The following is a 22,516-nucleotide window of genomic DNA, read 5'->3' on the forward strand; positions in this document are numbered from 1 at the left end:
CCATTCGATTGCGATACCTCCATGACGATTGCGGTTCCCCGTTCTGCCCCCTCGGCGACTGGCCGGTTGCTGTCCATTGATGCACTGCGTGGCCTGGTGATTCTGTTCATGTTGCTGGACCACGTGCGCGAAACCTTTCTGTTGCATCGTCAGGTCACCGACCCGATGGACATCGCCAGCACCGAGCCGGCGCTGTTCTTCAGCCGTACCCTGGCGCATCTGTGTGCGCCGGTGTTCGTGCTGCTGACCGGGTTGTCAGCATGGCTGTTCGGAGAAAAGTACGACGGCAAGGCTGACGTCAGTGCCTTCCTGTTCAAGCGCGGACTGTTTCTGGTCGCGCTCGAATTCACCCTGGTGAATTTCGCCTGGACGTTCCAGTTGCCACCCACCGTGATCTACCTGCAAGTGATCTGGGCAATCGGCCTGAGCATGATCGCGCTGTCGCTGCTGGTCTGGCTGCCACGCTGGCTGCTGTTGACGCTGAGCCTGGCGATCATCGCCGGACACAACCTGCTCGACGGACTGCACTTCGCAACCGAGTCGGCACTGCACGTGCCATGGGCGATCCTGCATGACCGGGGCTGGATCGAGGTGGGCGAGACCTTGCGTCTGCGCACGTCGTATCCGTTGCTACCGTGGATCGGCGTGATCGGTCTGGGTTATGCGCTGGGGCCGTGGTTCGCCCGCGCAGCCGATGCAGGGTTGCGCCAGCGCCGTTTGCTGATCGGTGGCATGGCCGGGTTGCTGGGGTTCGTGGCTCTGCGGTTGGTCAACGGTTATGGCGAGAAACCGTGGTCGATCAATGACAACAGCCTGCAAACCCTGATGAGTTTTTTCAACATCACCAAATACCCGCCGTCGCTGTTGTTCATCACCTTGACGGTGAGCGTCGGGCTGCTGCTGTTGCTGGTGTTCGAGCGCGCGCAGGATCGACGCTGGATTCGCTGGCTGACCGTGTTCGGTTCGGCGCCGATGTTTTTCTACCTGCTGCACCTGTATGCCCTGAAGCTGTTGTACCTGATCGGCGTGGCGCTGTTCGGGCTTAATCAGGGCACGTATTTTGGTTTCTCCTCTGTGGCAGCGGTGTGGCTGGCGGCGGTGGTGCTGGCGGTCGCGTTGTTCCCGGCGGTGCGCTGGTTTTCGGCGTTGAAGGCCCGGCGACGTGACATCGCGTGGCTGAAGTATCTGTAGAACAGTTCAGCCCGTTTAGCCCTCGCGGGCATTGCGGGCGAAATCGATAAACGCCTTGAGCGGCGCCGGTACGTGGCGTCGGCTCGGGTAGTAAAGGTGGAGGCCGGGAGGGCGCGAGTTTGCCGAAGCGATGCTGGTGCTGGTGAACACGCCGAACCCGCCGCAGCGGCTGGCGCTGGGCAGCGACACGATTGCGCGGATCGAGGCGAAGAACCGTTTGGTGGCGCAGGAGTTGGCCGAGTGGAGTGAGCTGGCGCTGTCCACGGATTTCAAGGACTGACACAAAACCTGTGAGAGCGAGCTTGCTCGCGATGGCTGCCTGACATTCAACATCAATGTTGATCGTGAAGGTGTCATCGCGAGCAAGCTCGCTCCCACATGGTTTTTGGGCTATTGGATTATTTGCGATCCAGCCACACCGTCTGCGCATTGCAGAACTCGCGCACGCCGAAGTGCGACAGCTCGCGGCCGAAACCGCTCTTCTTCACGCCGCCGAAGGTCACGCGCGGGTCGCTGGCGGAGTAGCCGTTGATGAACACACCACCGGTTTCCAGTTCGCTGGTGAGTTGCTGGGCCAGGGCAACGTTGGCGGTGTAGATCGTTGCAGTCAGACCGAACTCGCTGTCGTTTGCCAGGGCCACGGCGTGGGCGCAGTCACGAGCGGTGATGATCGAGGCCACCGGGCCGAACAGTTCCTGCTTGAACGAAGTCATGCGGTCGGTGACGTCGGCCAGCACGGTCGGTTCGTAATAGTTGCCCGGGCCTTGGGCCTTGCCGCCGCCGAGCAGCAGGGTGGCGCCTTCTTCCAGGGTGGCGCGTACTTGTTGATCGAGTTCGTCACGCAGATCGAAACGGGCCATCGGGCCGATGTAGTTGTCGGCGGACAACGGGTCGCCCATCTTCAACTGGCGGGTGGCTTCGACGAACTTGCGGGTGAACTCTTCAACCACGCCTTCTTCGATGATCAGACGTTTGGCGGCGGCGCAGACTTGCCCGGAGTTCTGGTAACGACCGATGACTGCCGCTTGCACGGCTTCATCAATATCGGCGTCGTTGAGCACGATAAACGGATCGGAACCGCCCAGTTCCAGCACGCACTTCTTCAGCGCGGCACCGGCCTGTGCGCCGATGGCCATGCCGGCGCGAACGCTGCCGGTCAGGGTTACGGCGGCAATGCGCGGGTCAGCAATGGCGGTGGACACGCCTTGCGGAGTGACGTTGAGCACTTCAAACACGCCATCGGCAAAACCGGCGCGGGTGAACGCGTCGCGCAACAGATAGGCGCTGCCCATCACATTCGGCGCATGCTTGAGCACGTAAGTATTGCCGGCGATCAGCGCTGGAACGGCGCCGCGCAGCACTTGCCAGATCGGGAAATTCCACGGCATCACGGCGAGGATCGGGCCGAGCGGACGGTATTCGATGCGCGCCTTGCCGCCTTCGACCAGAGTCGCTTCGGCGTTGAGCATGGCCGGGCCGTGTTCGGCGTACCACTCGCAGAGCTTGGCGCACTTCTCGATTTCGCCACGGGCCTGGGCGATCGGCTTGCCCATTTCCCGGGTGATCATGGTCGCCATGGCTTCGCTGCTGTCACGCAGAGCGCCGGCCAGCGCGGTCAGAGCGCGGGAGCGGTCTTGCAATGGCTTGCGTTTCCACTTGTTGAAGCCGAATGCGGCGCGGGTCAGCGCAGCGTCGAGAGCCTCGGCGGATTCGAAGGCGTAGTGACCGATCTGCTCGCCGGTGGCGGGGTTGATCGAAATGGCGTGGGTCTGGCTGGAAATCGGGCTCATGGCATCGTCCTGCGAGGTCAGTGGATGTGCTCAGAGTAGGGTGGCGTTAAGTTTCTGGAAACTGAATAATAAAGAGCGTTTCTTTCACGATTGGAGAATGACTGTGGATCTGGTGCAACTGGAAATTTTCAAGGCCGTTGCCGAGCACGGCAGCATCAGCGCGGCGGCGGCGCAGATCCATCGCGTGCCGTCGAACCTCACGACCCGCATCAAGCAGTTGGAGGAAGACCTGGGCGTCGACCTGTTCATCCGCGAGAAAAGCCGCTTGCGGCTGTCGCCGGCCGGTTGGAGTTTTCTCGAATACGCGCGGCGCATTCTTGATCTGGTCCAGGAAGCGCGGGCCACGGTGGCCGGTGAGGAACCGCAAGGCGCATTCCCGCTGGGCTCGCTGGAGAGCACGGCGGCGGTACGTATTCCCGGTTTGCTGGCGACCTACAACCAGCAACATCCGAAGGTCGATCTGGACCTGTCGACCGGCCCGTCCGGGACAATGATCGACGGTGTGCTTTCCGGGCGCCTGGCGGCAGCGTTCGTCGACGGCCCGGTCTTGCACCCGGCGCTGGAAGGCATTCCGGCGTTCGAAGAGGAAATGGTCATCATCTCGCCGCTGCATCACGGGCCGATCCAGCGCGCTGCGGACGTGAATGGCGAGAACATCTATGCATTCCGTTCGAACTGCTCCTATCGCCATCACTTCGAAAAATGGTTCAGCACCGACGCTGCGGTACCGGGCAAGATTTTTGAAATGGAGTCTTATCACGGCATGCTCGCCTGCGTCAGTGCGGGCGCCGGTCTGGCTCTGATGCCGCGCAGCATGCTGCAGAGCATGCCCGGTTGCGCGACGGTGAGCGTCTGGCCGCTGGCGGCGGATTTCCGCTATCTGACGACGTGGCTGGTATGGCGGCGGGGTACGGTTTCGCGCAGTCTGAGCATGTTTGTGCGCTTGCTGGAAGAGCGTGGTGTGGTGCGCGCAGAAGAGAATTGACACGTTGTTCAAAGAGCTCTTCGACAAGGTCGAGGCCTTCTGGCGTCAGGGCGTAACCGGTGTCGAGCTGTACCGCTACGCCACGGATCAGGCCGAGGCGATGGGCTGGAAGTTGAACCTGGACATCAAGAGGGCCACCGGGTCAGTGATTTTCCGCATGCAATTTATCGGGGCGGCAATCTGGGGGACTTCGATCAGGCGCCGAATGCCGGTGTGTGGATTCTGGAAATCCAGATCGAGCACCCTGAGCTTCCGTACGGTGCCTTCTTTGAAGACTTGCTCATTTGATTGAATGAGAGTGCCCGGTTCGGTGATTTGCCGAACCGGGCATTTATTATTGGCCGTCGATAATGCGCGGCAGATCGAGTGGATTGGCATCGCGCAACACTGCCGGTAACAACGCATCGGGAAAGCCCTGATACGCCACCGGCCGCAAAAAGCGCTCTATCGAGGTCATGCCGACCGAGGTGAAGCGGCTGTCCGAAGTGGCCGGGAACGGCCCACCGTGTACGGTGGCGAAGGTCACTTCCTGCGGATGGGCGAAAGCGTTGACCACGATGCGTCCGGTGCGGCGTTCGAGAATCGGCAGCAGGCGTCGTGCCAGATCGAGGTCGCGGTCTTCAAGGTGAACGGCTGCGCTCAACTGACCCTTGAACGAACGGGCGACGGCCAGCAACTCTTCCTCATCTCTGACCGTTACCAACAATGCCGCCGGGCCGAACACTTCATGGGCCAGCGCCGGTTCACTGAGCAGGCGATGGCCGTCAACTTCCAGCAGCGCCGAGCGGCCTTCAAACTGGCCATCCGCCGGCGCGCCGACCGCCACCCGATTTGCCCCCAGGCCTTCCATCGCCATCAATCCTTTGGCGTATGAAGCGTGAATCCCCGGCGTCAGCATCGTGCGCGCCGGCGCTTCGCTGACCCGCTTGATCATGGCGCTACGTAGCGCTTGCAGACCTTCGCCTTCGACCGCAATCAGAATCGACGGACACAGGCAGGCCTGCCCGACATTCACCAGCATCCGCTCGATAAAACCATCGCCGATCTCACCGCCTCGTGTCGCCAGCGCTACGGGCAAGATGAACGTCGGATTGACGCTGGTCATTTCGGTGAACACCGGGATCGGATCGGGGCGTAATTGAGCGCGGCGATAAAGCGCCATGCCGCCAAGCTCCGAACCGGTGAAGGTCACCGCTTTAATCAAAGGATGATCGACCAGCGCCTCACCGATGGCATTGCCACCACCGCGCACCATGGAGAAAACCCCTTCGTGCAGGCCATGCATCTGCACCGCCTTGCGGATGGCGCGGGCCTGGATTTCCGAAGCGCCGGGATGGGCGTTGTGGGCCTTGAGTATCACCGTCGTACCGGCCGCCAGCGCCGATGCGGTATCGCCGCCGGCGACCGAATAGGAGATCGGAAAATTGCTCGCACCGAAGATCGCCACGGGGCCGATGGCGACTTTCTGCAGGCGATGATCCATCCGTGGTCGCGGCTGGCGATCAGGTTGCGCCGGGTCGATGGCCAGTTGAAGGAAGCGTCCCTTGCGCACCACGTCGGCGAACTGGCGGAACTGGGTGGCGGCCTTGACGGTTTCGCCTTCCAGTTGTGCCTGGGGCAGACCGGTTTCCAGCGCAGCACGGGCGGCCAGTTCCTCACGGACGGCGTCGAGGTTGTCGGCGATGCTTTCGAGAAACGCCGCACGTTCGGCCAGCGAAGTGTGGCTGTAGCTATCGAATGCCGCGTCGGCGAGGGTTGCCGCCTGATCGACTTGCTCTGCACCGCCGAAGGCGAATTCCGGTTCGATCAGCGAATTGGTTGCCGGATTCAGCGCCTTCATCGTGCCTTCGGTAGCGGGCACCTCAGCGGCGCCGATCAGCAGGTGACCGGTCAGACTCATTTCGCGCCACCTTGCGACTGAAGGTTGGCGATCAGTTCGTCTGTGGTGGTGATGACATGGGCGAACGTCGGCCCGTTGAGTTCGTGGGCGGCGTGCATCATTTCCTCTTTGAACGCGGCGGTCGCGTCGCGCACCAGCGTGACGTGGTAGCCGAGCTCGGACGCGTAGCGTGCGGTGGCTTCGATGCAGGTATTGGCCAGCAGGCCGACAATGATGACGTGGGTGATGCCTATTTGTTTGAGGCGAAAATCCAGGTCGGTATTGGCAAATCCACTGGACCCCCAGTGTTCCTGAACCACGATGTCGCCGTCCTTCGGTGCAAAATCCGGGTGCCATTCACCGCCCCATTCGCCGCGCGCAAAGTGGTGCATGTGCATGATCTTGCATTGGGTCGGGCTTGGGTGATCCCAGTTCTCGTAGTCGCCTTTGACCCAGCGGTGATGCGGTACGATGACGACCGGAATCGGCAGGGCGCGCACGGCGCGATCGAGTTTGCGCAGGTTGTCGAGCAGGCCGTTCTGCTCGGCCATCGGTTTGATCAGCGGAAAGATCTTGCCGCCGTCGGAGAGAAAATCGTTGTACGGATCGACTAGCAGGTAGGCGGTTCTGTCGAGCGGATAGAGAGGTTTCGACATGACGGTGTACTCCGGCAATGAGAGTGATCGATGCTCAGGGCTTGTTCCCGCATCGTGTTGATATGATAATCATAGTAACTGTGAAAGAGGCAAGCCCTGATGGCTGTAAACGATAGTCTTCCCGATACGCTGTGCCCGATTTCCCGGGCCGAGGCGATCGTCGGCGACCGCTGGACGGTGCTGGTTTTGCGCGAATTGTTCATGGGCAGCCATCGCTACGACGAGATCCTGGCCCAGACCGGCGCTACGCCGCAGATGGTCGCCGCTCGATTGAAATGCCTTGAGGCAGACGGGCTCGTTGAACGTCGTCTGTATAACGAACGGCCGAAACGCTACGAGTACCACCTCACCGCGAAAGGCGAGGCGTTTTATCCGGTGGTGATTGCGTTACGCGCCTGGGGCGAGACCTGGTGCAAGTCCCCCGAGGAAGGGCTGGCGGTGAACATGATTCACAAAAACTGCAACCACAGCGCAGGCCTCGGGCCGCTGTGCGATCACTGCGGTGAAGTATTGCGCCGTGAGGATTTGATCAGTCAGCCGCAAGAGTCGTACGCCGCCGAACGACAGGCTCGGCGCGAGGCGTTCAAGACGAAATAGACGCTCCCCCACAAAGCAAAAAAGGCCCTCACATCAGAGGGCCTTCATGTGTCAGCGCGGAACGGATGGCTTACAGGCTGTTCACCAGTTTCCCGGAGGTCAGCCGCCGGCGATAAGCACTGTCGCGATTCGCCAGCCAGAAATACAGCGGCGACGTCACCAGCAACCCCACCAGCCAGGAAAGGTCTGCGCCGTTGATGTGGGCCGACACCGGCCCGACGTACAGTGGCGTGTTCATGAACGGAATCTGCACTACGATGCCGATCGCATACGCCAGCAAGGCTTGCGGGTTGTAACGGCCGTAGATGCCGCCGTCGACCTGGAAGATCGAGCCAATGTCGTACTGGCCTTTGTGGATGGCGTAGAAGTCGATCAGGTTGATCGCGGTCCATGGCACCAACACCACCAGCAACACCAGCACCATGTCGACGAAGTGGCCGATGAAGTCCGCCGAGGCGCCAACCGCAGCGAAGCAGCAGGCCAGCAGGACGATGATCGAAATCACTGCGCGGCTCTTGGCGGTCGGGATCCAGCGGTAAGCGAAGGTCTGCACCAGCGTGATCAGCGACAGCACCGCGCCGTACAGGTTGAGGGCGTTGTGGCTGATGACGCTGAGCAGGAACAGCACCAGCATCAACGGGCCGATGGCGCCGGTGGCAAGTTTTACCGCGTCCATGGTGTCCATGCCCACCGGGGTTGCCAGCACGGCGACGGCGCCGAACACGAACGACAGGCTCGAACCCAGCGCCGATCCCAGATAGGTCGTCCAGAAGGTTGCCGCCACCGGCACGTTGGCCGGCAGGTAGCGCGAGTAGTCCGACACATAAGGCGCAAACGCGATCTGCCACAGCGCCGCCAGCGACACGGTGGCGAGCCAGCCGGAAATGTTGAAGCTGCCACGAGTGAGGAAATCATCGGTCTGGATGTGGGTGAGGATGTAGCCGAAGCCGACCACGATGCCGATCCCCAGCACCCAGGTGCCGATGCGGTTGAGCACGTGGATGAAGCGGTAACCGATGATGCCGATGATCCCCGAGCCCAGCGCACCGATGACGATGCCGACCGGCACCGGAACGCTGTCGACCACGCCATGCAGGGACTTGCCGGCGAGCACGATGTTGGAGGCGAAGAAACCGATGTACATGACGCCGGCAATCAACACCACCAGCAGCGCGCCGAGAGAGCCGAACTGCGCACGGCTCTGGATCATCTGCGGAATACCCATCTGCGGGCCTTGCGCCGAGTGCAGCGCCATCAGCACACCGCCGACCAGATGGCCGACCAGAATGGCGACGATGCCCCACACCAGATTCAGGTGAAACAGTTGTACGCCGAGGGCGCCGGTGACGATGGGCAACGGCGCGATATTGCCGCCGAACCAGAGGGTGAACAGATCCCGAACCTTTCCGTGGCGATCTTCGGGTGGCACATAGCCGATCGTGTGTTTTTCAATGAGCGGTGCGGACGTTGTTGCAGAGGTGGCCATGACGAACTCCAAGGCAAGGACGAGTACGTGGACGTACTTCAGTGAGCGCCGGCACGGACGGCGCATTTCTTGTTGGGGTGATCATGGGCAAGGAAAGGGGAGAGATAAATTAGTAGTTTTGTTGCTTCAGGCGCTAAAAAAACGAGGCTCTCCGGACGGCTGGAAACGCTCTGTCTCGGGCATTTCAGCGCCATGAACGACAGCGCAGCTGACCTCCATCGGAGCAGCTGTCTGTCGGTGATGCTACGGCGCGGCTGCAGACTCGAATCCCGCAGCCAGACCGCTTTTTTCACATTCGAATCGACGCCAGCATCCGTTGCAGCATCTCATCGCAGGCCTTGAGCTGATCGCGGCTGACGAATTCGTCCGGCTTGTGGCCTTGATCCATGCTGCCGGGGCCGCACACCACCGTGGCAATCCCCACCGCGTCGAACAATCCGCCTTCAGTGCCAAACGCTACGGTGCCGAAATCGTCCGAGCCACAGAACGTGGCGATCAATTGCGCAGCCTGGCTCCGGGCATCTGTGGCCAGCCCCGGATACGCCGACAACTCGCTGAAACGGATATCGCTCTGCTCGCTGACCGCCCGCATGCGCGGCAGCATTTGCTGTTCGGCGTAGGCCTTGAGTTGCTGCGCGACGACCGCCGGATCCTGCGAGGGCAGGGCGCGGATTTCGAAGTCGAAACGGCAATCGGCGGGGACGATGTTCAATGCTTTGCCCCCGCTGATCACACCGGTTTGCACCGTTGAGTACGGCGGGTCGAAACGCGGGTCGAGGTGTTCCTCCTTGAGCTGTCGACCGATGCGCCCCAGCTCGCCGATCAACTCGGCGGCGCACTCGATGGCATTGACCCCGAGTGGCGCATAGGCCGAGTGGCAGGCATGACCCTGGACATCACAGCGCATCGCCAGTTTGCCCTTGTGTCCGAGCACCGGTTTGAGTTCGGTCGGCTCGCCGATGATGCACAGCAGCGGTTTGACCGGACGCTGCTCCAGCACCTTGAGCAGCGAGCGCACACCAAGGCAGCCGACCTCTTCGTCGTAAGACAGAGCAATATGCACCGGCATACGCAAAGGTGCTTCGATCAACGACGGCACCAGCGCGAGCACGCAGGCGATATAGCCCTTCATGTCCGCCGTGCCGCGACCGTAAAGCTTGCCGTCGCGTTCGCTCAGTTCGAACGGTGGCACGGTCCACGGCTGACCATCGGCAGGCACCACATCGGTGTGCCCCGACAGCACGATGCCCGGCTGATCGGCCGGGCCGATCGTGGCGAACAGATTGGCCTTGCTGCGCTCATCGTTGTAGATCAGTTCGCACGGCACATCGAAACTTTCGAGGTAGCTGCGCACGAAGTCGATCAGTTGCAGGTTGGACTCGCGGCTGGTGGTGTCGAACCCCACCAGCGTCTTGAGCAACGCGACGCTGTTGCTCATCGGTCGTCTCCCGCGACTCCATAACCCGGCGCCTTCGCCGGGTCGAGGGCGCGGTCGATGTAGTCCTGAAGCTGCGGGCGATAGGCGTCCCAGAGTTTTTGCAATTGCCTGATCGGGTCTTCATCGGCCCAGTCCACCCGCAGGTTGACGATGGGCCAGGTCAACTCGCCGACCACAACCACGGCTGCCGAATGCACCGGGCCCGCTTCGCCGCCCAAGGCCTGGGCGGCGTGCAGGGCCTTGATCAGGCGATCGGCCAATTGGCCTTCGCCTTCTTCGAACGCGCTGACCATGGCTTCGATCACCGAGCGCCCGGCGAGCATGTTGCCCGCCGCCACGCATTGCTCGCCCGACACGGCGTTGTGCACGCCAAGGGTTTGCGCGCCGCTGAAATGCGCGGTCTGGCCGAGGTGGTTGATCGCCGTGATCTGTCGATACTGGCTGTAACCATTGCGGGTCAACACCTTGTCCAGCGCGGCCTCGGGCGCCAGGCCCTGCTCCATCAGGGCGAGGACTTCCGGGCCGAGCGACGGCAAGGTGATGTTCTGGCTCGACACCGCGCCGACCCCCGGCAACAGCCACGGACAACGGGCGCCGACGGCGATGCTGGAGGAGCTGATGGCGATGCCGAACTGACCGGTTTCGGGGCAACGGGCGGCGATGGAAAATGTCATGTGTGGCCTCCTTTCGCTAAGGTCGAATTACTCGGGAATCACCGCAACCACATCAATTTCCATCAACCACTGCGGCTGACCCAAAGCCGACACCACCAGCCCGGTGGAGATCGGGAACACGCCTTTGAGCCATTTGCCGACTTCCTGATACACCGGCTCGCGGTAGCGCGGGTCGATCAGGTAAGTGGTGGTCTTGACGATATGGCTCAGGTCGCTGCCGGCCTCTTCGAGCAGTTGCTTGACGTTGCGCATCGCTTGTTCGGTCTGGGCGCGCGGGTCGCCGAGGCCGACCAGTTCGCCGTCGAAATTGGTGCCGACCTGACCGCGGACATACACGGTGTTGCCGGCACGCACGGCCTGACACAGGTCGTTGTCCAGCGTCTGGTTCGGGTAGGTGTCCTTGGTGTTGAACATACGAATGCGGGTGTGGGTTGGCTGACTCATGTGAGGCTCCTGACGAAATCGGACCCGGCGCGACAGGCGCCGGGATTGAAGAGGGGAATCAAGCGTCGACGGTGTCGACAGCGTTGTTGTGCAGCGCGGCTTCGCGTTGTTCGGCATCGCGATAAGCCAGGTATTTGCGTTGGGTGGCGATGTGATCGGCCACGTGCTTGGCGTCGTGCCACACGCCCCAGATGAACGACGAACCGCGTCGCGACTGCCACGGCAAGCCGAGGAAATACACGCCCGGCTCACTGGACACGCCGCGCTGGTGCTGCGGCTTGCCGTTGTCGTCGAATGCCGCGACTTTCAGCCAGGAATAGTCCACGGCAAACCCGGTGGCCCAGATGATCGAGGTGATGCCGGCGGCGGCCAGATCGAGATCGGCCAGCGGGTTTTTCACGCATTCAGGATCCGGATAAGTCTCGCGGGCTTCCGGTTCCAGCGGCAGGTCGAGACCGTTGCGCTCGATGTAGGCATCGGCGGCATCCAGCAGCGCGAGGTAGTTTTCATCGCCACGCTTGAGGTTGTCGCGCAGGTCCTGTTTGAAGGTCACCACGCCGTCGCTGAACGATTCGGTGACGCCGACCAGGGTCATGCCGCGATGGGCCAGACCACGGAAGTCGATGGTACGGCCACCGTGGGCGCCGCTGACGGCGATGGTCACGTGTTCACGGCCGGGTTTCATCGCGGCCTGATCCCACTCGCCGAGCACGCCGAGCCACCAGCAGAAATCGCGGTTGCGGTAGGCGCGAGGAGGGCGGTCGTGGGCGCCGACCGAGAGGTAAACCTGCTTGCCCGAGCGCTGCAACTCATCGGCGATCTGCACGCCCGACGAACCGGCACCGACCACCAGCACCGCGCCGGCCGGCAGTTGTTGCGGGTTGCGATAGTCGGCCGAGTGGATCTGCAGCAGACGTTCATCCTTCGGCGCAATCGCCGGGATCACCGGACGCTGGAACGGGCCGGTGGCGGCGACGACGCGGGCCGCTTCGATCACACCCTCGGAGGTCTCGACGGTGAAGCCCGGACGCCCGACATTGCGCACCACGCTTTTCACATCGACGCCGGTGCGGATCGGCGCGTTGAATTTCCTGGCGTAGGCTTCGAAGTAGTCGGCGACACGTTCCTTGTGGGCGAAACCGTCCGGATCGACATCATCGAATTCCATCCCCGGGAAGCGGTCGTGCCACGCCGGACCGTTGGCCACCAACGAATCCCAGCGCCCGGTGCGCCAGCGTTCGGCAATGCGGCTGCGCTCCAGCACCAGGTGCGGCACACCGAGTTTGCTCAGGTGTTCACTCATGGCCACACCCGCTTGACCGGCGCCGACAACAAGCGTGTCTGTTTTTATTATTTCAGTGGTCATCTCTGATCCCTTCTCACGAGGCCGTTGGATTCAGGTCGCTGTCGACCTGTTCTCTGTGCTTGGGATCAGACTAGGGAGGGGGTGGTTATCGGTAAAATATTATTAAGCTGGCATGTGAAGATAAAAACGTGATGCAGAGGCCTGAAAGCCCCGTAAATACGGGGCTTTGGCTTGCCACCGAAATCCGGGACAAGGAAAAAAAGGGCCGCCGACAGGGTTGTCGGCGGCCCTTTTCAAGGCGCGTTCAGATCACACGGACTCAGCGATCGAGGAATGCCAGCAGGTCTTCATTCAATTGCTGCGCATGGGTGACCGCAAAACCGTGCGGCGCGCCTGCGTAGACTTTCAGCTCGGCGCCCTTGATCTGCTCAGCCGCGCGTTTGCCGGTGGTTTCAAACGGGACGATCTGATCGCCATCGCCATGAATCACCAACGTCGGTACATCGATTTTCGCCATGTCCGGGCGGAAGTCGGTTTCCGAGAATGCAGTGACGCAGTCCAGGGTGCCTTTGAGCGAGGCCAGCAGCGCCATATTCAGGGTTTGCGTCAGCACGCCATTGGAGACTTTCTGGCCTTGGTTGGTGCCGTAGAACGGGGCGTTGAAGTCAGCGATGAACTGCGCGCGATCCTTCAGCAGCCCGGCCTTGATCCCGTCGAACACCGACTTGTCGACGCCTTCGGCAAAGTCCGGTTTCTGCCCGAACAACGGCGTCACCGCGCCCAGCAGCACCAGCCCGGCAACACGTTCGCTGCCGTGACGCGCAATGTAGCGGCTGACATCGCCGCCGCCCATGGAGAAACCGACGAGGGTCACGTCACGTAGATCCAGGTGCTCGATCAGTTGTGCGATGTCATCGGCGAAGGTGTCGTAGTCGTAGCCGGTCCATGGCTGCTCGGAGCGCCCGAAACCACGACGGTCGAAGGCGATGGTGCGGTAGCCGCGGCTGCTCAGGTACTCCATCTGGTATTCCCACATGTCGGCGTCCAGCGGCCAGCCATGGCTGAACAGCACGGGCTTGCCGCTGCCCCAGTCCTTGAAATAGATCTCGGTGCCGTCTCGGGTCGTGAAGGTGCTCATGAAAACTCCTTGGATTTGGGCTGCGTGGTTGCCGTGATGGCAGCGTTCACTATCGCGACAAAGGGCATTGGCCACTTGTACGCAGGTGCTAAGTTTCGTGGCGCACGCGTTAACGGTTTGGCGGCATGAGTTGTAAGATGCAACCGCATCGAACCTGCCGTTTTACCGGAGAAACCCGAAATGAAGCGCAAAAGCCTTGCGGGCAATGCCTGCCCGATCGCCAGGACACTCGATCTGATCGGTGACTGGTGGTCGTTGCTGATCATCCGCGATGCACTGGAAGGCATCAGTCGCTTCAGCGATTTCGAGAAGAGCCTGGAAATCGCCAAGAACATGTTGAGCACCCGGCTCAAAGGGCTGGTGGAGCGCGACATCCTGCGCCTGGTGCCGGCGTCCGATGGCAGCGCTTACAAGGAATACGTGCTGACTGAAAAGGGCCGCGCATTGCAAACCGTGATCGTTGCGTTGTCGCAATGGGGCGGGGAATTCCTGTTCGAGCCTGGCGAGTCGGGGTCGGTGATGGTCGATGCGCAGAAGCGTCAGCCGATCAGGAAGCTTGAGTTGCTGTCGGCGGATGGTCGGGTGCTGGCGCCGGAGGATGTGGCGACAAAACTGGCAGTTGAGCATTGAGGTGATGTGATTCTCCGATTCGGGACGACCTTTACTGCTGCCGCTGGTCGGCAATACGTAATCAGTAATATCAAAAATTGACGTCAGAATAGTGGCTCATTACTATCGCGCCATTATTTTGATATCAGTTTCCGTCTCGAGGGATCGAACATGTCTTCACCCGCCCTCGTGGCGAGGTTGTGCCTGGCTTTGCTATGCCTTTCTCCGCTCCAAACCGCATTTGCAGCACCCACCCCCGGTGAAACTGATCTGATCCGCGAACGCCAGAACCGTCTGCTCGAAGAGCAGCAGCGGCGGCTCGAAGAGCTCAAGGATCTGCCCGGCAAAGAGGCCAGGCCGGCGCAGCCGGAAGCCCCCGTCGACACGCGTTGCTTTCAGATCAACGACATCGAGCTCAAAGGCGCCGACAGCCTGTCGGAGAGCGACAAGAGCCGTCTGCTCAAGCCCTACATCGGCCAGTGCCTTGGTGTGCCTCAGCTGAATGAAGTGCTGAAGGTCATCACCGATCACTACATCGAGAAGGGTTGGGTGACCAGCCGGGCTTATCTGCCACAGCAGGATCTGTCTGGTGGGCACCTGAAAGTGCTGGTGGTCGAAGGCAAACTGGAAGGCTTGAAAGGCGCCGACAACAGCAAACTTTCCGAGCGTGAGTTGTCGATGGCGTTTCCCGGCAAGACCGGTGAACTGGTCAACCTGCGCGAGATCGAGCAGATGGTCGATCAGCTCAATCGCCTGCCGTCCAATCAGGCCAAGATGGAGCTCTCGCCGGGCCAGAACGTTGGCGGCAGTCAGGTGCTGGTCACCAACACCCCGCAAAAACCATGGCGTGCCGGGTTGTCGCGCAGCAACGACGGCCAGCGCAGCACCGGTGAGCAGCAGTGGGGCACGACGTTCGACTGGGATAGTCCGCTGGGCCTGGCCGATCAGTTGAGCCTGCGCGGCGGTCACGATGCGATGACCGACCATCAGCACACCTCCAACAACGCCATGCTCAACTACAACCTGCCGTGGGGCTGGTGGAACTTCAGCTACACCTACAGCCAGAGTGAATACCGTTCACAGATCGCCGCCAACGGCTACAACTTCAAGCAGACCGGCGACAGCGAAAACCATCAGTTGCGGGCCGAACGCGTGATTCACCGCGATGCGGTGAGCAAGAGCTCCCTCAGCACCGGCCTGTCGTATCTGCGCACCAACAACTTCATCGAAGACAGCAAGCTCAAGCTGAGCAGCAACCGCATCAGCGAAGCGCAGTTCGGCTTCAACCATGGGCGGCGGATTGGCAGCGCCTTCGTCAACTTCGATGCCGGCATGCAGCAGGGCATCGGCGCGTTCGATGCCCAGGGCAGCCACGATCCTGGCCCCGGCGAACCGGACGCACGTTATCGCAAATACACCGCGACCCTGAGTTATCTGCAGCCGTTCAAGCTGTGGGGCGAATCTTTCACTTTCAGCAGCCTGATGACCGGCCAGCGCACCGAAGACGTGCTGTTCAGCCCGCAACGCACCAGCCTTGGCGGGCTGTCATCGGTCCGTGGCTACAAGGATCAGTCGCTCTCAGGCGACAGCGGCGGTTACTGGCGCAACGACCTGCGCTGGGCGCGCCCGATCAACGCCGAATGGCTGCGTCCGGTATTCGCCGAATATGGCACCAGCCTTGGTTACGATCAGGGCGTCATTCGCAATGACCGCTACAACGGCGACCAGCACGGACGCATGTCGAGCAACTCGCTGGAGTTGTTTGCGCGTGGTGAACACGTCGCCGCGACCGTGACCTTTGCCCATTCCCTGGAACGACCAGCTGCGCTGACCGAGCGCGAAGCCCCGATCTATTTCCGCATGGATTTCTTCCTCTAGTTTTTGCCTTTTCCGAGATTCTGATATGAGCCTCCGCCAACTTGCCAAAAAAGGGGACACCCATTAGCCGGTCTCAAGTCGAGGTTTATGGGTGTCCCAGAGATAATTCGATACATGGTGTGTCCCGGTTTGCGCGCAAAGGATCCAGGAATTGAGCGAAGTAAAAAAATACCCACGTCTGAAAGTGTTCCTTGCCTTTCTTCTCTGTCCATTGGTTCCAGGGTTTATCGCAAGCATCATCAAGACCCTTGCAACGATCTTCCATCTGGCCATGAATCCTCGGCTGATGGGCGAGGTTGTGGGAGGTGAGCTGATGTTGATGCCGTTCCTCGGTCCCTTGCTCGCTGAGGTGATATTTCTTGTACCGTTTTTGGTGTTCGCAATGGTGATTGCACTGATGAAGGTCAAACGGACGAACCGAGCCTGCTCAGTAATTGCACTGACGGGCGCCGCGTTGGCGACTTTATGGGTGACACCGTTTGTCCTAGCCGTTGTATCGGATGTAAAGGGAGCGACCTTTTCCGATGAAATGTTCGGAATGGTCGTGCTGTTCCTCACGTCGATGGCGACATGCTGGCTGACAGCGCGCTTCTTTCTGCCTGATCCAACAGAGCCATCGTTGCCTTGAAAACCCAAATGAAAACGCCCCGAACATCTCGGGGCGTTTTCATATGTCGGGTGGCAGGTCTATCTAAACGCCGGCACCACATGCTTGATAAACAGCTCCAGCGACTTCTTCTTCTCCGCATGCGGCAGGCTGTTGTCGCACCAGAAACTGAACTCATCCACCCCCAGTTCCTGGTAGTACTTGATACGCGGAATGATCTCTTCCGGCGTGCCGATCATCGCGGTCTTGTGCAGGCTCTCCAGTTCAAACTCCGGCCGGCCGGCAAATTTCTCTTCCGGGCTCGGGGCGAGGAAGCCATTAACCGGAGTTTCCTTGTTGCCAAACCACGCATCGAACGTGCGGTAGAAACGTGAAATGGCTTTCGCGCCAACCTTCCAGCCTTCCGGGTCATCCACCGAGTGCACGTGGGTATGACGCAGCACCATCAATTGTGGACGCGGCACATCCGGGTTGTTGTCCAGCGCCGTCTGGAACTTGTTCTTCAGGTCGAGGACTTCTTCATCGCCTTTCATCAGCGGAGTGACCATCACATTGCAGCCGTTGGCCACGGCGAAGTTGTGCGAGTCCGGGTCGCGGGCGGCGATCCACATTGGCGGGTTGGGCTTCTGGACCGGTTTCGGCACGCTGGTGGAAGTAGGGAATTTCCAGATCTCGCCGTTGTGGGCGTAATCGCCTCGCCACAGGGCGCGCACCACCGGGACCATTTCCCGCAACGCCTGGCCGCCGCTGGAAGCAGGCATGCCGCCAGCCATGCGGTCGAATTCCACCTGATAGGCGCCACGCGCCAGGCCGACTTCCATCCGCCCGTTGCTGATCACATCGAGCAACGCGCATTCACCGGCGACCCGCAGCGGATGCCAGAACGGCGCGATGATGGTGCCAGCGCCCAGGTGAATGGTAGTGGTCTTGGCCGCGAGGTAGGCCAACAGCGGCATCGGGCTCGGCGAGATGGTGTATTCCATCGCGTGGTGTTCGCCGATCCACACGGTGCTGAAACCGCCGGCCTCGGCCATCAACGTCAGTTCGGTCAGGTCTTCGAACAGTTGACGGTGGCTGACGCTTTCGTCCCAGCGTTCCATGTGTACGAACAGGGAAAATTTCATGACGCTACCTCGAATCTCTTGTGGTCGGCCGGTCGCTTGCCGGCCTGTTTAAGTGCAATCGTGCGGATCAGGCGAAGGCGGGCAGGGCGCCCATCTTGCCGTGGCAATACACCAGCGGGCCGGCGTCCTGCTGAGGAACGATGAGGTTTTTCACCGCGCCGACCATGATCGCGTGGTCGCCGCCTTCGTATTCGCGCCACAGCTCACATTCGATGATAGCTGTCGCGTTGGCCAGGATCGGGTTGCCCAGTTCACTCAGCGTCCACTCGATGCCCTGCGCCTTGTCCTTGCCTTTGCGGGCGAAGGCATAGGCTTCGCTCTGCTGGCCGCCGGACAACACGTGAATGGCAAAGCGTTTGTTCTTGATCAGGACGGGATAGGAGTCTGAGCTGTAGTTGGGGCAAAACAGCACCAGGGCGGGGTCCATCGACAGCGAACTGAAGGCGCTGGCGGTCAGGCCGACGATCTGGCCGTCGTCATCCAGCGTGGTGATGACAGTAACGCCGGACGGGAACGAGCCCATGACTTGTTTGTAGACGGCAGCATCGATCATTGGTCAATCCTCGAGTGCGGTGAAGCGTGTTTTTATTCGTTTGTGGGTCTGATGGTATACCGTAACACATCGATTGCAAGCGCTTTTTTGGTGAAACGATAAACGTGGTTCATCCGTCGGAAACTCAGCGTTTACGGGGCTTTGCTCTAGCCGTGAACGCTGGCTATCAGGGAGGATGCCGGATCAGATGCCGTCGCAAACAGCGGATCAGTCTTGTGAAAAGTTTGGAATACCATAATATGGTCTGCATCTGAGGGGCGGCCAAGAAGCACCCCCGGTTTGGCTTCATACAACGATAAGAACAGACCCAATCGAGTTCATTTTTATGTCCCAGATGTCCCGGCAAGATCCGTTGATCGAGAATCACACGGTCGACTACGTCCCACTCGCGGAACGCCACGGGAAGGCCCGCGACCTTTTCACACTTTGGTTCAGCACCAACATTGCGCCACTGCCCATTGTCACCGGCGCCATGGTGGTCCAGGTGTTTCATCTCGACCTGTTCTGGGGGCTGCTGGCGATTGCGCTGGGGCACATGATCGGCGGCGTGGTGATCGCCCTGGCGTCGGCGCAAGGCCCGCGCATGGGCATTCCGCAGATGGTCCAGAGTCGGGGCCAGTTCGGGCGTTACGGTGCGCTGTTGATCGTGTTCTTCGCGGCGATCATCTATATCGGCTTCTTCATTTCCAACATTGTGCTGGCCGGCAAGTCCATCGTCGGCATTGCGCCGTCGGTACCGGCGCCGATGAGCATCCTGATCGGCGCCCTCAGTGCTACCGCCATCGGCGTGATCGGCTACAACTTCATCCACACGCTCAACCGCATCGGCACCTGGGTGATGGGCAGTGCGCTGCTGGCCGGTTTCATCTACATCTTTGCCCATGAGTTACCGGCGGACTTCTTCACCCGAGGCAGCTTCAATCTGTCCGGTTGGCTGGCGACGGTGTCGCTGGGGATCATCTGGCAGATCAGTTTCTCGCCCTATGTCTCCGACTATTCCCGTTACCTGCCGGCGGACATCGGGATCGGCAAACCCTTTATCGCGACTTATCTGGGCGCCACCCTGGGCACGATTCTGTCGTTCACCTTCGGCGCAGTGGCGGTTTTGGCGACGCCGGAAGGCACCGAAGCGATGGCGGCGGTCAAGCAGTCCACCGGTTGGCTGGGGCCGATTCTGATGGTGCTGTTCCTGCTCAACATCATCAGCCACAACGCGCTGAATCTGTATGGCGCGGTGCTGTCGATCATCACCTCGATTCAGACCTTCGCCAGCCAGTGGACGCCAAGCATCAAGGTGCGGGTGATCTTGTCGAGCGTGGTGCTGGCGGGCTGTTGTGTGGTGGCGCTGGGGGCATCGGCGGATTTCATTTCCGAGTTCATCGGGCTGATTCTGGCGCTGCTGCTGGTGTTGGTGCCGTGGGCGTCGATCAACCTGATCGACTTCTATCTGATCAAGCGCGGCAGTTACGACATCGCCTCGATCTTCCGCGCCGACGGCGGCATTTATGGGCGCTTCAACCTGCACGCGATCATTGCCTACTTCATCGGCATCATCGTGCAGCTGCCGTTCGCCAATGCATCGTTGTATGTCGGGCCGTACGCCAATCTGGTGGAAGGCGCGGACCTGTCGTGGCTGGTCGGCCTGATCGTCACCTGCCCGCTGTATTACTGCCTGGCGACCCGTGGCCAGACCCAGCAGAGCAGGGCGGCGCGGTTGGGTTTTACTGATTGATCTTCTGCAGTCTTCTCAAACAATGCCCGGCACTTTGTCGGGCATTGTTGTTTCCGCATCCCGGCGGTCACGCAAATTGGCCATTTCGATCCCCTTTTGGCCAATGGGCTACTGTGCTGCGTCTACGCTGTCAGGAAGAATCGAAGCCACAACAAAATGCTGCACCTTCCTTGCCCTTGGCTGATCTGACAGCCGCTGCCGTGTACAGAACATAAAAACCATCGACTCACGCTGCATTCGGGGAAACACAATATGGTCACGATGAAACGCATTCTGGGCGCCACTGTTTGCGGGCTGACGCTGCTGGCCGGCGCCGTGCAGGCCGAACAGCGCGAACTGCGGGTGTACAACTGGGCGGATTACATTCTGCCGTCGGTGCCCAAGAACTTCGCCGCCAAAAGCAACATCAAAGTGACCTGGGACACCTTCGACACCAACGAATCCCTCGAAGCCAAGCTGCTGACCGGCAACTCCGGCTACGACCTGGTGGTGCCGTCGAACCAGTTCCTCGAGACCCAGATCAAGGCCGGCGTGTTCCAGAAACTCGACAAGTCCAAGCTGCCGAACTGGAGTCACCAGGATCCGGCGTTGCTCAAGTTGCTCGACGCCAACGACCCCGGTAACCAGTACGGCGTGCCCTACATGGTCGGTACGGTGCTGATCGGTTTTAACCCGGCCAAGGTCAAGGCTGCGCTCGGCGAGAATGCACCGGTGGACAGTTGGGATCTGGTGTTCAAACCGGAGAACATGGAGAAGCTGAAATCCTGTGGCGTGGCGATGCTCGATTCCCCATCGGAAATTCTGCCGTTGGCCTTGCATTATCTGGGCCTCGATCCGAACAGCCAGAACCCGGCCGACTATGAGAAAGCCAAGGACCTGATGCTCAAGGTTCGCCCTTACGTCACTTACTTCAACTCGGCCAAGTACATGACCGACATCGCCAACGGCGACATCTGCGTGGCCATCGGTTATTCCGGCAGCTTCTACCAGTTCGGCAACCGCGCCAAAGAAGCGAAAAACGGCGTGGTGGTCGACTGGCGCTTGCCGAAGGAAGGTGCACCGATCTGGTTCGACACCTTCGCCATTCCGAAGAGCGCGAAGAACGTTGAAGAAGCCCACGAATTCCTCAACACCTTGCTCGATCCGAAGGTCATCGCCTCGATCAGTGATTTTCTTGGCTACCCGAACGCCAACAAGGATTCGCTGCCGCTGATCAACAAGGAAATCACTGGCAACCCCAACCTGACGCCGACCAGCGAAGCGCTGAAGAAACTGTACGTGGTGCAGCCGTTGCCTCAGAAGCTGGAGCGGGTGCGGACCCGGGTGTGGACCAGCATCAAATCCGATAAATAGGTTAAAAGCCGAGGGAGCGAATTCGCTCCCTCGGCCATTATTTCGCCTGACTTTCCTCGGGCGACTTGTCCTTCGTCAGGATCAGACTCAGCAACACCGATGTCAGAATCACCCCGCCGACAATCGCCAGCGACCACTCCACCGGCATGTGAAACCACGGCATAACCGTCATCTTCCCACCGATAAACACGAGCACCAGCGCCAGTCCGTATTTGAGTAGATGAAAGCGGTCGGCCATGTCTGCCAAAAGAAAGTACAGCGCCCGCAAGCCCATGATCGCGAAGATATTCGAGGTAAAAATGATGAACGGGTCGGTGGTCACCGCGAAGATCGCCGGGATGCTGTCGACCGCGAACATCAGGTCACTGGCCTCGATCAGCACCAGCACCAGAAACATCGGCGTGGCCCAGCGCACGCCGTTTTGCAACACGAAAAAGCGCTCGCCGTGGAAGCTATTGGTGATGCGTAAATGTCCACGGGCCCAACGCACGATCGGATTTTTTTCAAGATCTGGCTGCTGATCGGCGAACATCAACATCTTGATCCCGGTAATGATCAGGAACACACCGAACACGTACAGCAGCCACGTAAACTGCGACACCAGCCACACCCCGGCAAAAATCATCGCCGCGCGCATCACGATCGCTCCCAGTACGCCGTACAGTAACACCCTGCGCTGCAACTCCGGCGGCACGGCGAAGTAGCTGAAGATCATCACGAACACGAACATGTTGTCGATCGACAGCGACTGTTCGATCAAATAGCCGGTGAGGAATTCCAGGGTCTTGACCTTGGCGATGTCGGGACCGAATTCGCCGTTCAGATACCACCAGAGCAACCCGGCGAAGGCCATCGCCAGCATGCACCAGGCGATCACCCAGGATGAGGCTTCCCGCACAGAGACCCGATGCGCCTTGCGCCCACCGAAGACGAACAGGTCGACGGCCAGCATGGCGAGGACAAAAACGATGAAGGCGACCCACATCCAGGGTTCGCCGATGTTGATGGGGTGCATGCCGTTCTCCCTGTCGTTATGTTTTTCGGGGTAGACGCGGCCATCCTAGTAGGAGCCTTCC

The 22,516-nt window shown here is 60.4% G+C and carries 20 protein-coding genes and 2 pseudogenes; 10 read left to right on the forward strand and 12 right to left on the reverse strand.

Going from position 1 to position 22,516, the window contains the following annotated elements; genetic code table 11:
• Positions 1–21 precede the first annotated feature (21 nt).
• A complete protein-coding gene (locus tag CAF79_RS14170; protein WP_085698277.1) occupies positions 22–1,191 on the forward strand; it encodes a DUF1624 domain-containing protein in 1,170 nt (389 codons plus the stop codon).
• A 115-nt stretch (positions 1,192–1,306) separates the two neighbouring features.
• A pseudogene (locus CAF79_RS14175) lies at positions 1,307–1,471 on the forward strand (short-chain dehydrogenase/reductase); the annotation flags it as partial.
• Between the two features lie 118 nt (positions 1,472–1,589).
• Here CAF79_RS14175 and CAF79_RS14180 read toward each other — a convergent pair.
• Positions 1,590–2,981 (reverse strand): aldehyde dehydrogenase family protein, encoded by a 1,392-nt coding sequence (locus CAF79_RS14180; RefSeq protein WP_085698278.1) that lies wholly within the window; start codon positions 2,979–2,981, stop codon positions 1,590–1,592.
• A gap of 103 nt (positions 2,982–3,084) precedes the next feature.
• On the opposite strand from CAF79_RS14180, the gene CAF79_RS14185 reads away from it, so the two are divergent.
• Together CAF79_RS14185 and CAF79_RS14190 are read left to right on the forward strand one after the other, a co-directional pair.
• Positions 3,085–3,966: a LysR family transcriptional regulator gene (locus tag CAF79_RS14185; RefSeq protein WP_039767672.1), complete on the forward strand. Its 882-nt coding sequence runs from the start codon at positions 3,085–3,087 to the stop codon at positions 3,964–3,966.
• Between the two features lie 10 nt (positions 3,967–3,976).
• Positions 3,977–4,254: pseudogene (locus tag CAF79_RS14190) on the forward strand ((Fe-S)-binding protein); the annotation flags it as partial.
• Positions 4,255–4,300: 46 nt separating this feature from the next.
• On the opposite strand, the gene CAF79_RS14195 reads toward CAF79_RS14190, so the two are convergent.
• A complete protein-coding gene (locus CAF79_RS14195; RefSeq protein ID WP_085698279.1) occupies positions 4,301–5,866 on the reverse strand; it encodes an aldehyde dehydrogenase (NADP(+)) in 1,566 nt (521 codons plus the stop codon).
• Positions 5,863–6,501 (reverse strand): isochorismatase family cysteine hydrolase, encoded by a 639-nt coding sequence (locus tag CAF79_RS14200; protein WP_085698280.1) that lies wholly within the window; start codon positions 6,499–6,501, stop codon positions 5,863–5,865. Before CAF79_RS14200 ends, CAF79_RS14195 begins: the two co-directional genes overlap by 4 nt.
• A 99-nt stretch (positions 6,502–6,600) precedes the next feature.
• On the opposite strand from CAF79_RS14200, the gene CAF79_RS14205 reads away from it, so the two are divergent.
• The gene (locus tag CAF79_RS14205; protein ID WP_085698281.1) at positions 6,601–7,098 is read left to right on the forward strand and encodes a helix-turn-helix domain-containing protein; all 498 of its coding nucleotides are present in this window, start codon (positions 6,601–6,603) and stop codon (positions 7,096–7,098) included.
• A gap of 70 nt (positions 7,099–7,168) precedes the next feature.
• Here the strand turns inward: CAF79_RS14205 and CAF79_RS14210 are convergent, their stop codons facing one another.
• From CAF79_RS14210 to CAF79_RS14235, 6 genes are all read right to left on the reverse strand, one after another.
• Positions 7,169–8,584, reverse strand: coding sequence for a cytosine permease (locus tag CAF79_RS14210; RefSeq protein ID WP_085698282.1), 1,416 nt, complete (start codon positions 8,582–8,584; stop codon positions 7,169–7,171).
• Positions 8,585–8,873: 289 nt separating this feature from the next.
• The gene (argE, locus tag CAF79_RS14215; protein ID WP_085698283.1) at positions 8,874–10,022 is read right to left on the reverse strand and encodes an acetylornithine deacetylase; all 1,149 of its coding nucleotides are present in this window, start codon (positions 10,020–10,022) and stop codon (positions 8,874–8,876) included.
• The gene (locus tag CAF79_RS14220; RefSeq protein WP_085698284.1) at positions 10,019–10,696 is read right to left on the reverse strand and encodes a DUF1028 domain-containing protein; all 678 of its coding nucleotides are present in this window, start codon (positions 10,694–10,696) and stop codon (positions 10,019–10,021) included. Before CAF79_RS14220 ends, argE begins: the two co-directional genes overlap by 4 nt.
• Before the next feature lie 27 nt (positions 10,697–10,723).
• Positions 10,724–11,140 (reverse strand): RidA family protein, encoded by a 417-nt coding sequence (locus tag CAF79_RS14225; RefSeq protein ID WP_007950460.1) that lies wholly within the window; start codon positions 11,138–11,140, stop codon positions 10,724–10,726.
• Positions 11,141–11,198: 58 nt separating this feature from the next.
• Complete coding sequence (locus tag CAF79_RS14230) at positions 11,199–12,506, reverse strand: NAD(P)/FAD-dependent oxidoreductase (protein ID WP_085698285.1); 1,308 nt, start codon at positions 12,504–12,506, stop codon at positions 11,199–11,201.
• Positions 12,507–12,765: 259 nt separating this feature from the next.
• A complete protein-coding gene (locus CAF79_RS14235) occupies positions 12,766–13,584 on the reverse strand; it encodes an alpha/beta fold hydrolase (RefSeq protein WP_085698286.1) in 819 nt (272 codons plus the stop codon).
• 180 nt (positions 13,585–13,764) lie between these two features.
• Between CAF79_RS14235 and CAF79_RS14240 the strand changes: the two genes are divergently transcribed.
• The 3 genes from CAF79_RS14240 to CAF79_RS14250 all read left to right on the forward strand — a co-directional run bounded on the left by CAF79_RS14240 (position 13,765) and on the right by CAF79_RS14250 (position 16,699).
• Positions 13,765–14,214 (forward strand): helix-turn-helix domain-containing protein, encoded by a 450-nt coding sequence (locus CAF79_RS14240; RefSeq protein ID WP_085698287.1) that lies wholly within the window; start codon positions 13,765–13,767, stop codon positions 14,212–14,214.
• Between the two features lie 150 nt (positions 14,215–14,364).
• Positions 14,365–16,071 (forward strand): ShlB/FhaC/HecB family hemolysin secretion/activation protein, encoded by a 1,707-nt coding sequence (locus tag CAF79_RS14245; protein ID WP_085698288.1) that lies wholly within the window; start codon positions 14,365–14,367, stop codon positions 16,069–16,071.
• A gap of 151 nt (positions 16,072–16,222) precedes the next feature.
• Positions 16,223–16,699 carry a hypothetical protein gene (locus CAF79_RS14250; RefSeq protein WP_085698289.1) on the forward strand — a complete coding sequence of 159 codons (477 nt, stop codon included), beginning with the start codon at positions 16,223–16,225 and terminating at the stop codon, positions 16,697–16,699.
• A gap of 59 nt (positions 16,700–16,758) precedes the next feature.
• Here the strand turns inward: CAF79_RS14250 and CAF79_RS14255 are convergent, their stop codons facing one another.
• Positions 16,759–17,802, reverse strand: coding sequence for an LLM class flavin-dependent oxidoreductase (locus tag CAF79_RS14255; protein ID WP_085698290.1), 1,044 nt, complete (start codon positions 17,800–17,802; stop codon positions 16,759–16,761).
• 67 nt (positions 17,803–17,869) lie between these two features.
• A complete protein-coding gene (locus CAF79_RS14260; RefSeq protein ID WP_007950450.1) occupies positions 17,870–18,355 on the reverse strand; it encodes a flavin reductase family protein in 486 nt (161 codons plus the stop codon).
• Positions 18,356–18,680: 325 nt separating this feature from the next.
• On the opposite strand from CAF79_RS14260, the gene CAF79_RS14265 reads away from it, so the two are divergent.
• Positions 18,681–20,087 carry a cytosine permease gene (locus tag CAF79_RS14265; RefSeq protein WP_085698291.1) on the forward strand — a complete coding sequence of 469 codons (1,407 nt, stop codon included), beginning with the start codon at positions 18,681–18,683 and terminating at the stop codon, positions 20,085–20,087.
• Positions 20,088–20,339: 252 nt separating this feature from the next.
• Positions 20,340–21,440 (forward strand): polyamine ABC transporter substrate-binding protein, encoded by a 1,101-nt coding sequence (locus CAF79_RS14270; RefSeq protein ID WP_085698292.1) that lies wholly within the window; start codon positions 20,340–20,342, stop codon positions 21,438–21,440.
• A gap of 37 nt (positions 21,441–21,477) precedes the next feature.
• On the opposite strand, the gene CAF79_RS14275 is transcribed toward CAF79_RS14270, so the two are convergent.
• Positions 21,478–22,455 (reverse strand): TerC family protein, encoded by a 978-nt coding sequence (locus CAF79_RS14275; RefSeq protein ID WP_085698293.1) that lies wholly within the window; start codon positions 22,453–22,455, stop codon positions 21,478–21,480.
• Positions 22,456–22,516 lie beyond the last annotated feature (61 nt).

Origin of the sequence: Pseudomonas sp. B26(2017), from assembly GCF_002113045.1 — a bacterium.
GTDB lineage: Bacteria > Pseudomonadota > Gammaproteobacteria > Pseudomonadales > Pseudomonadaceae > Aquipseudomonas.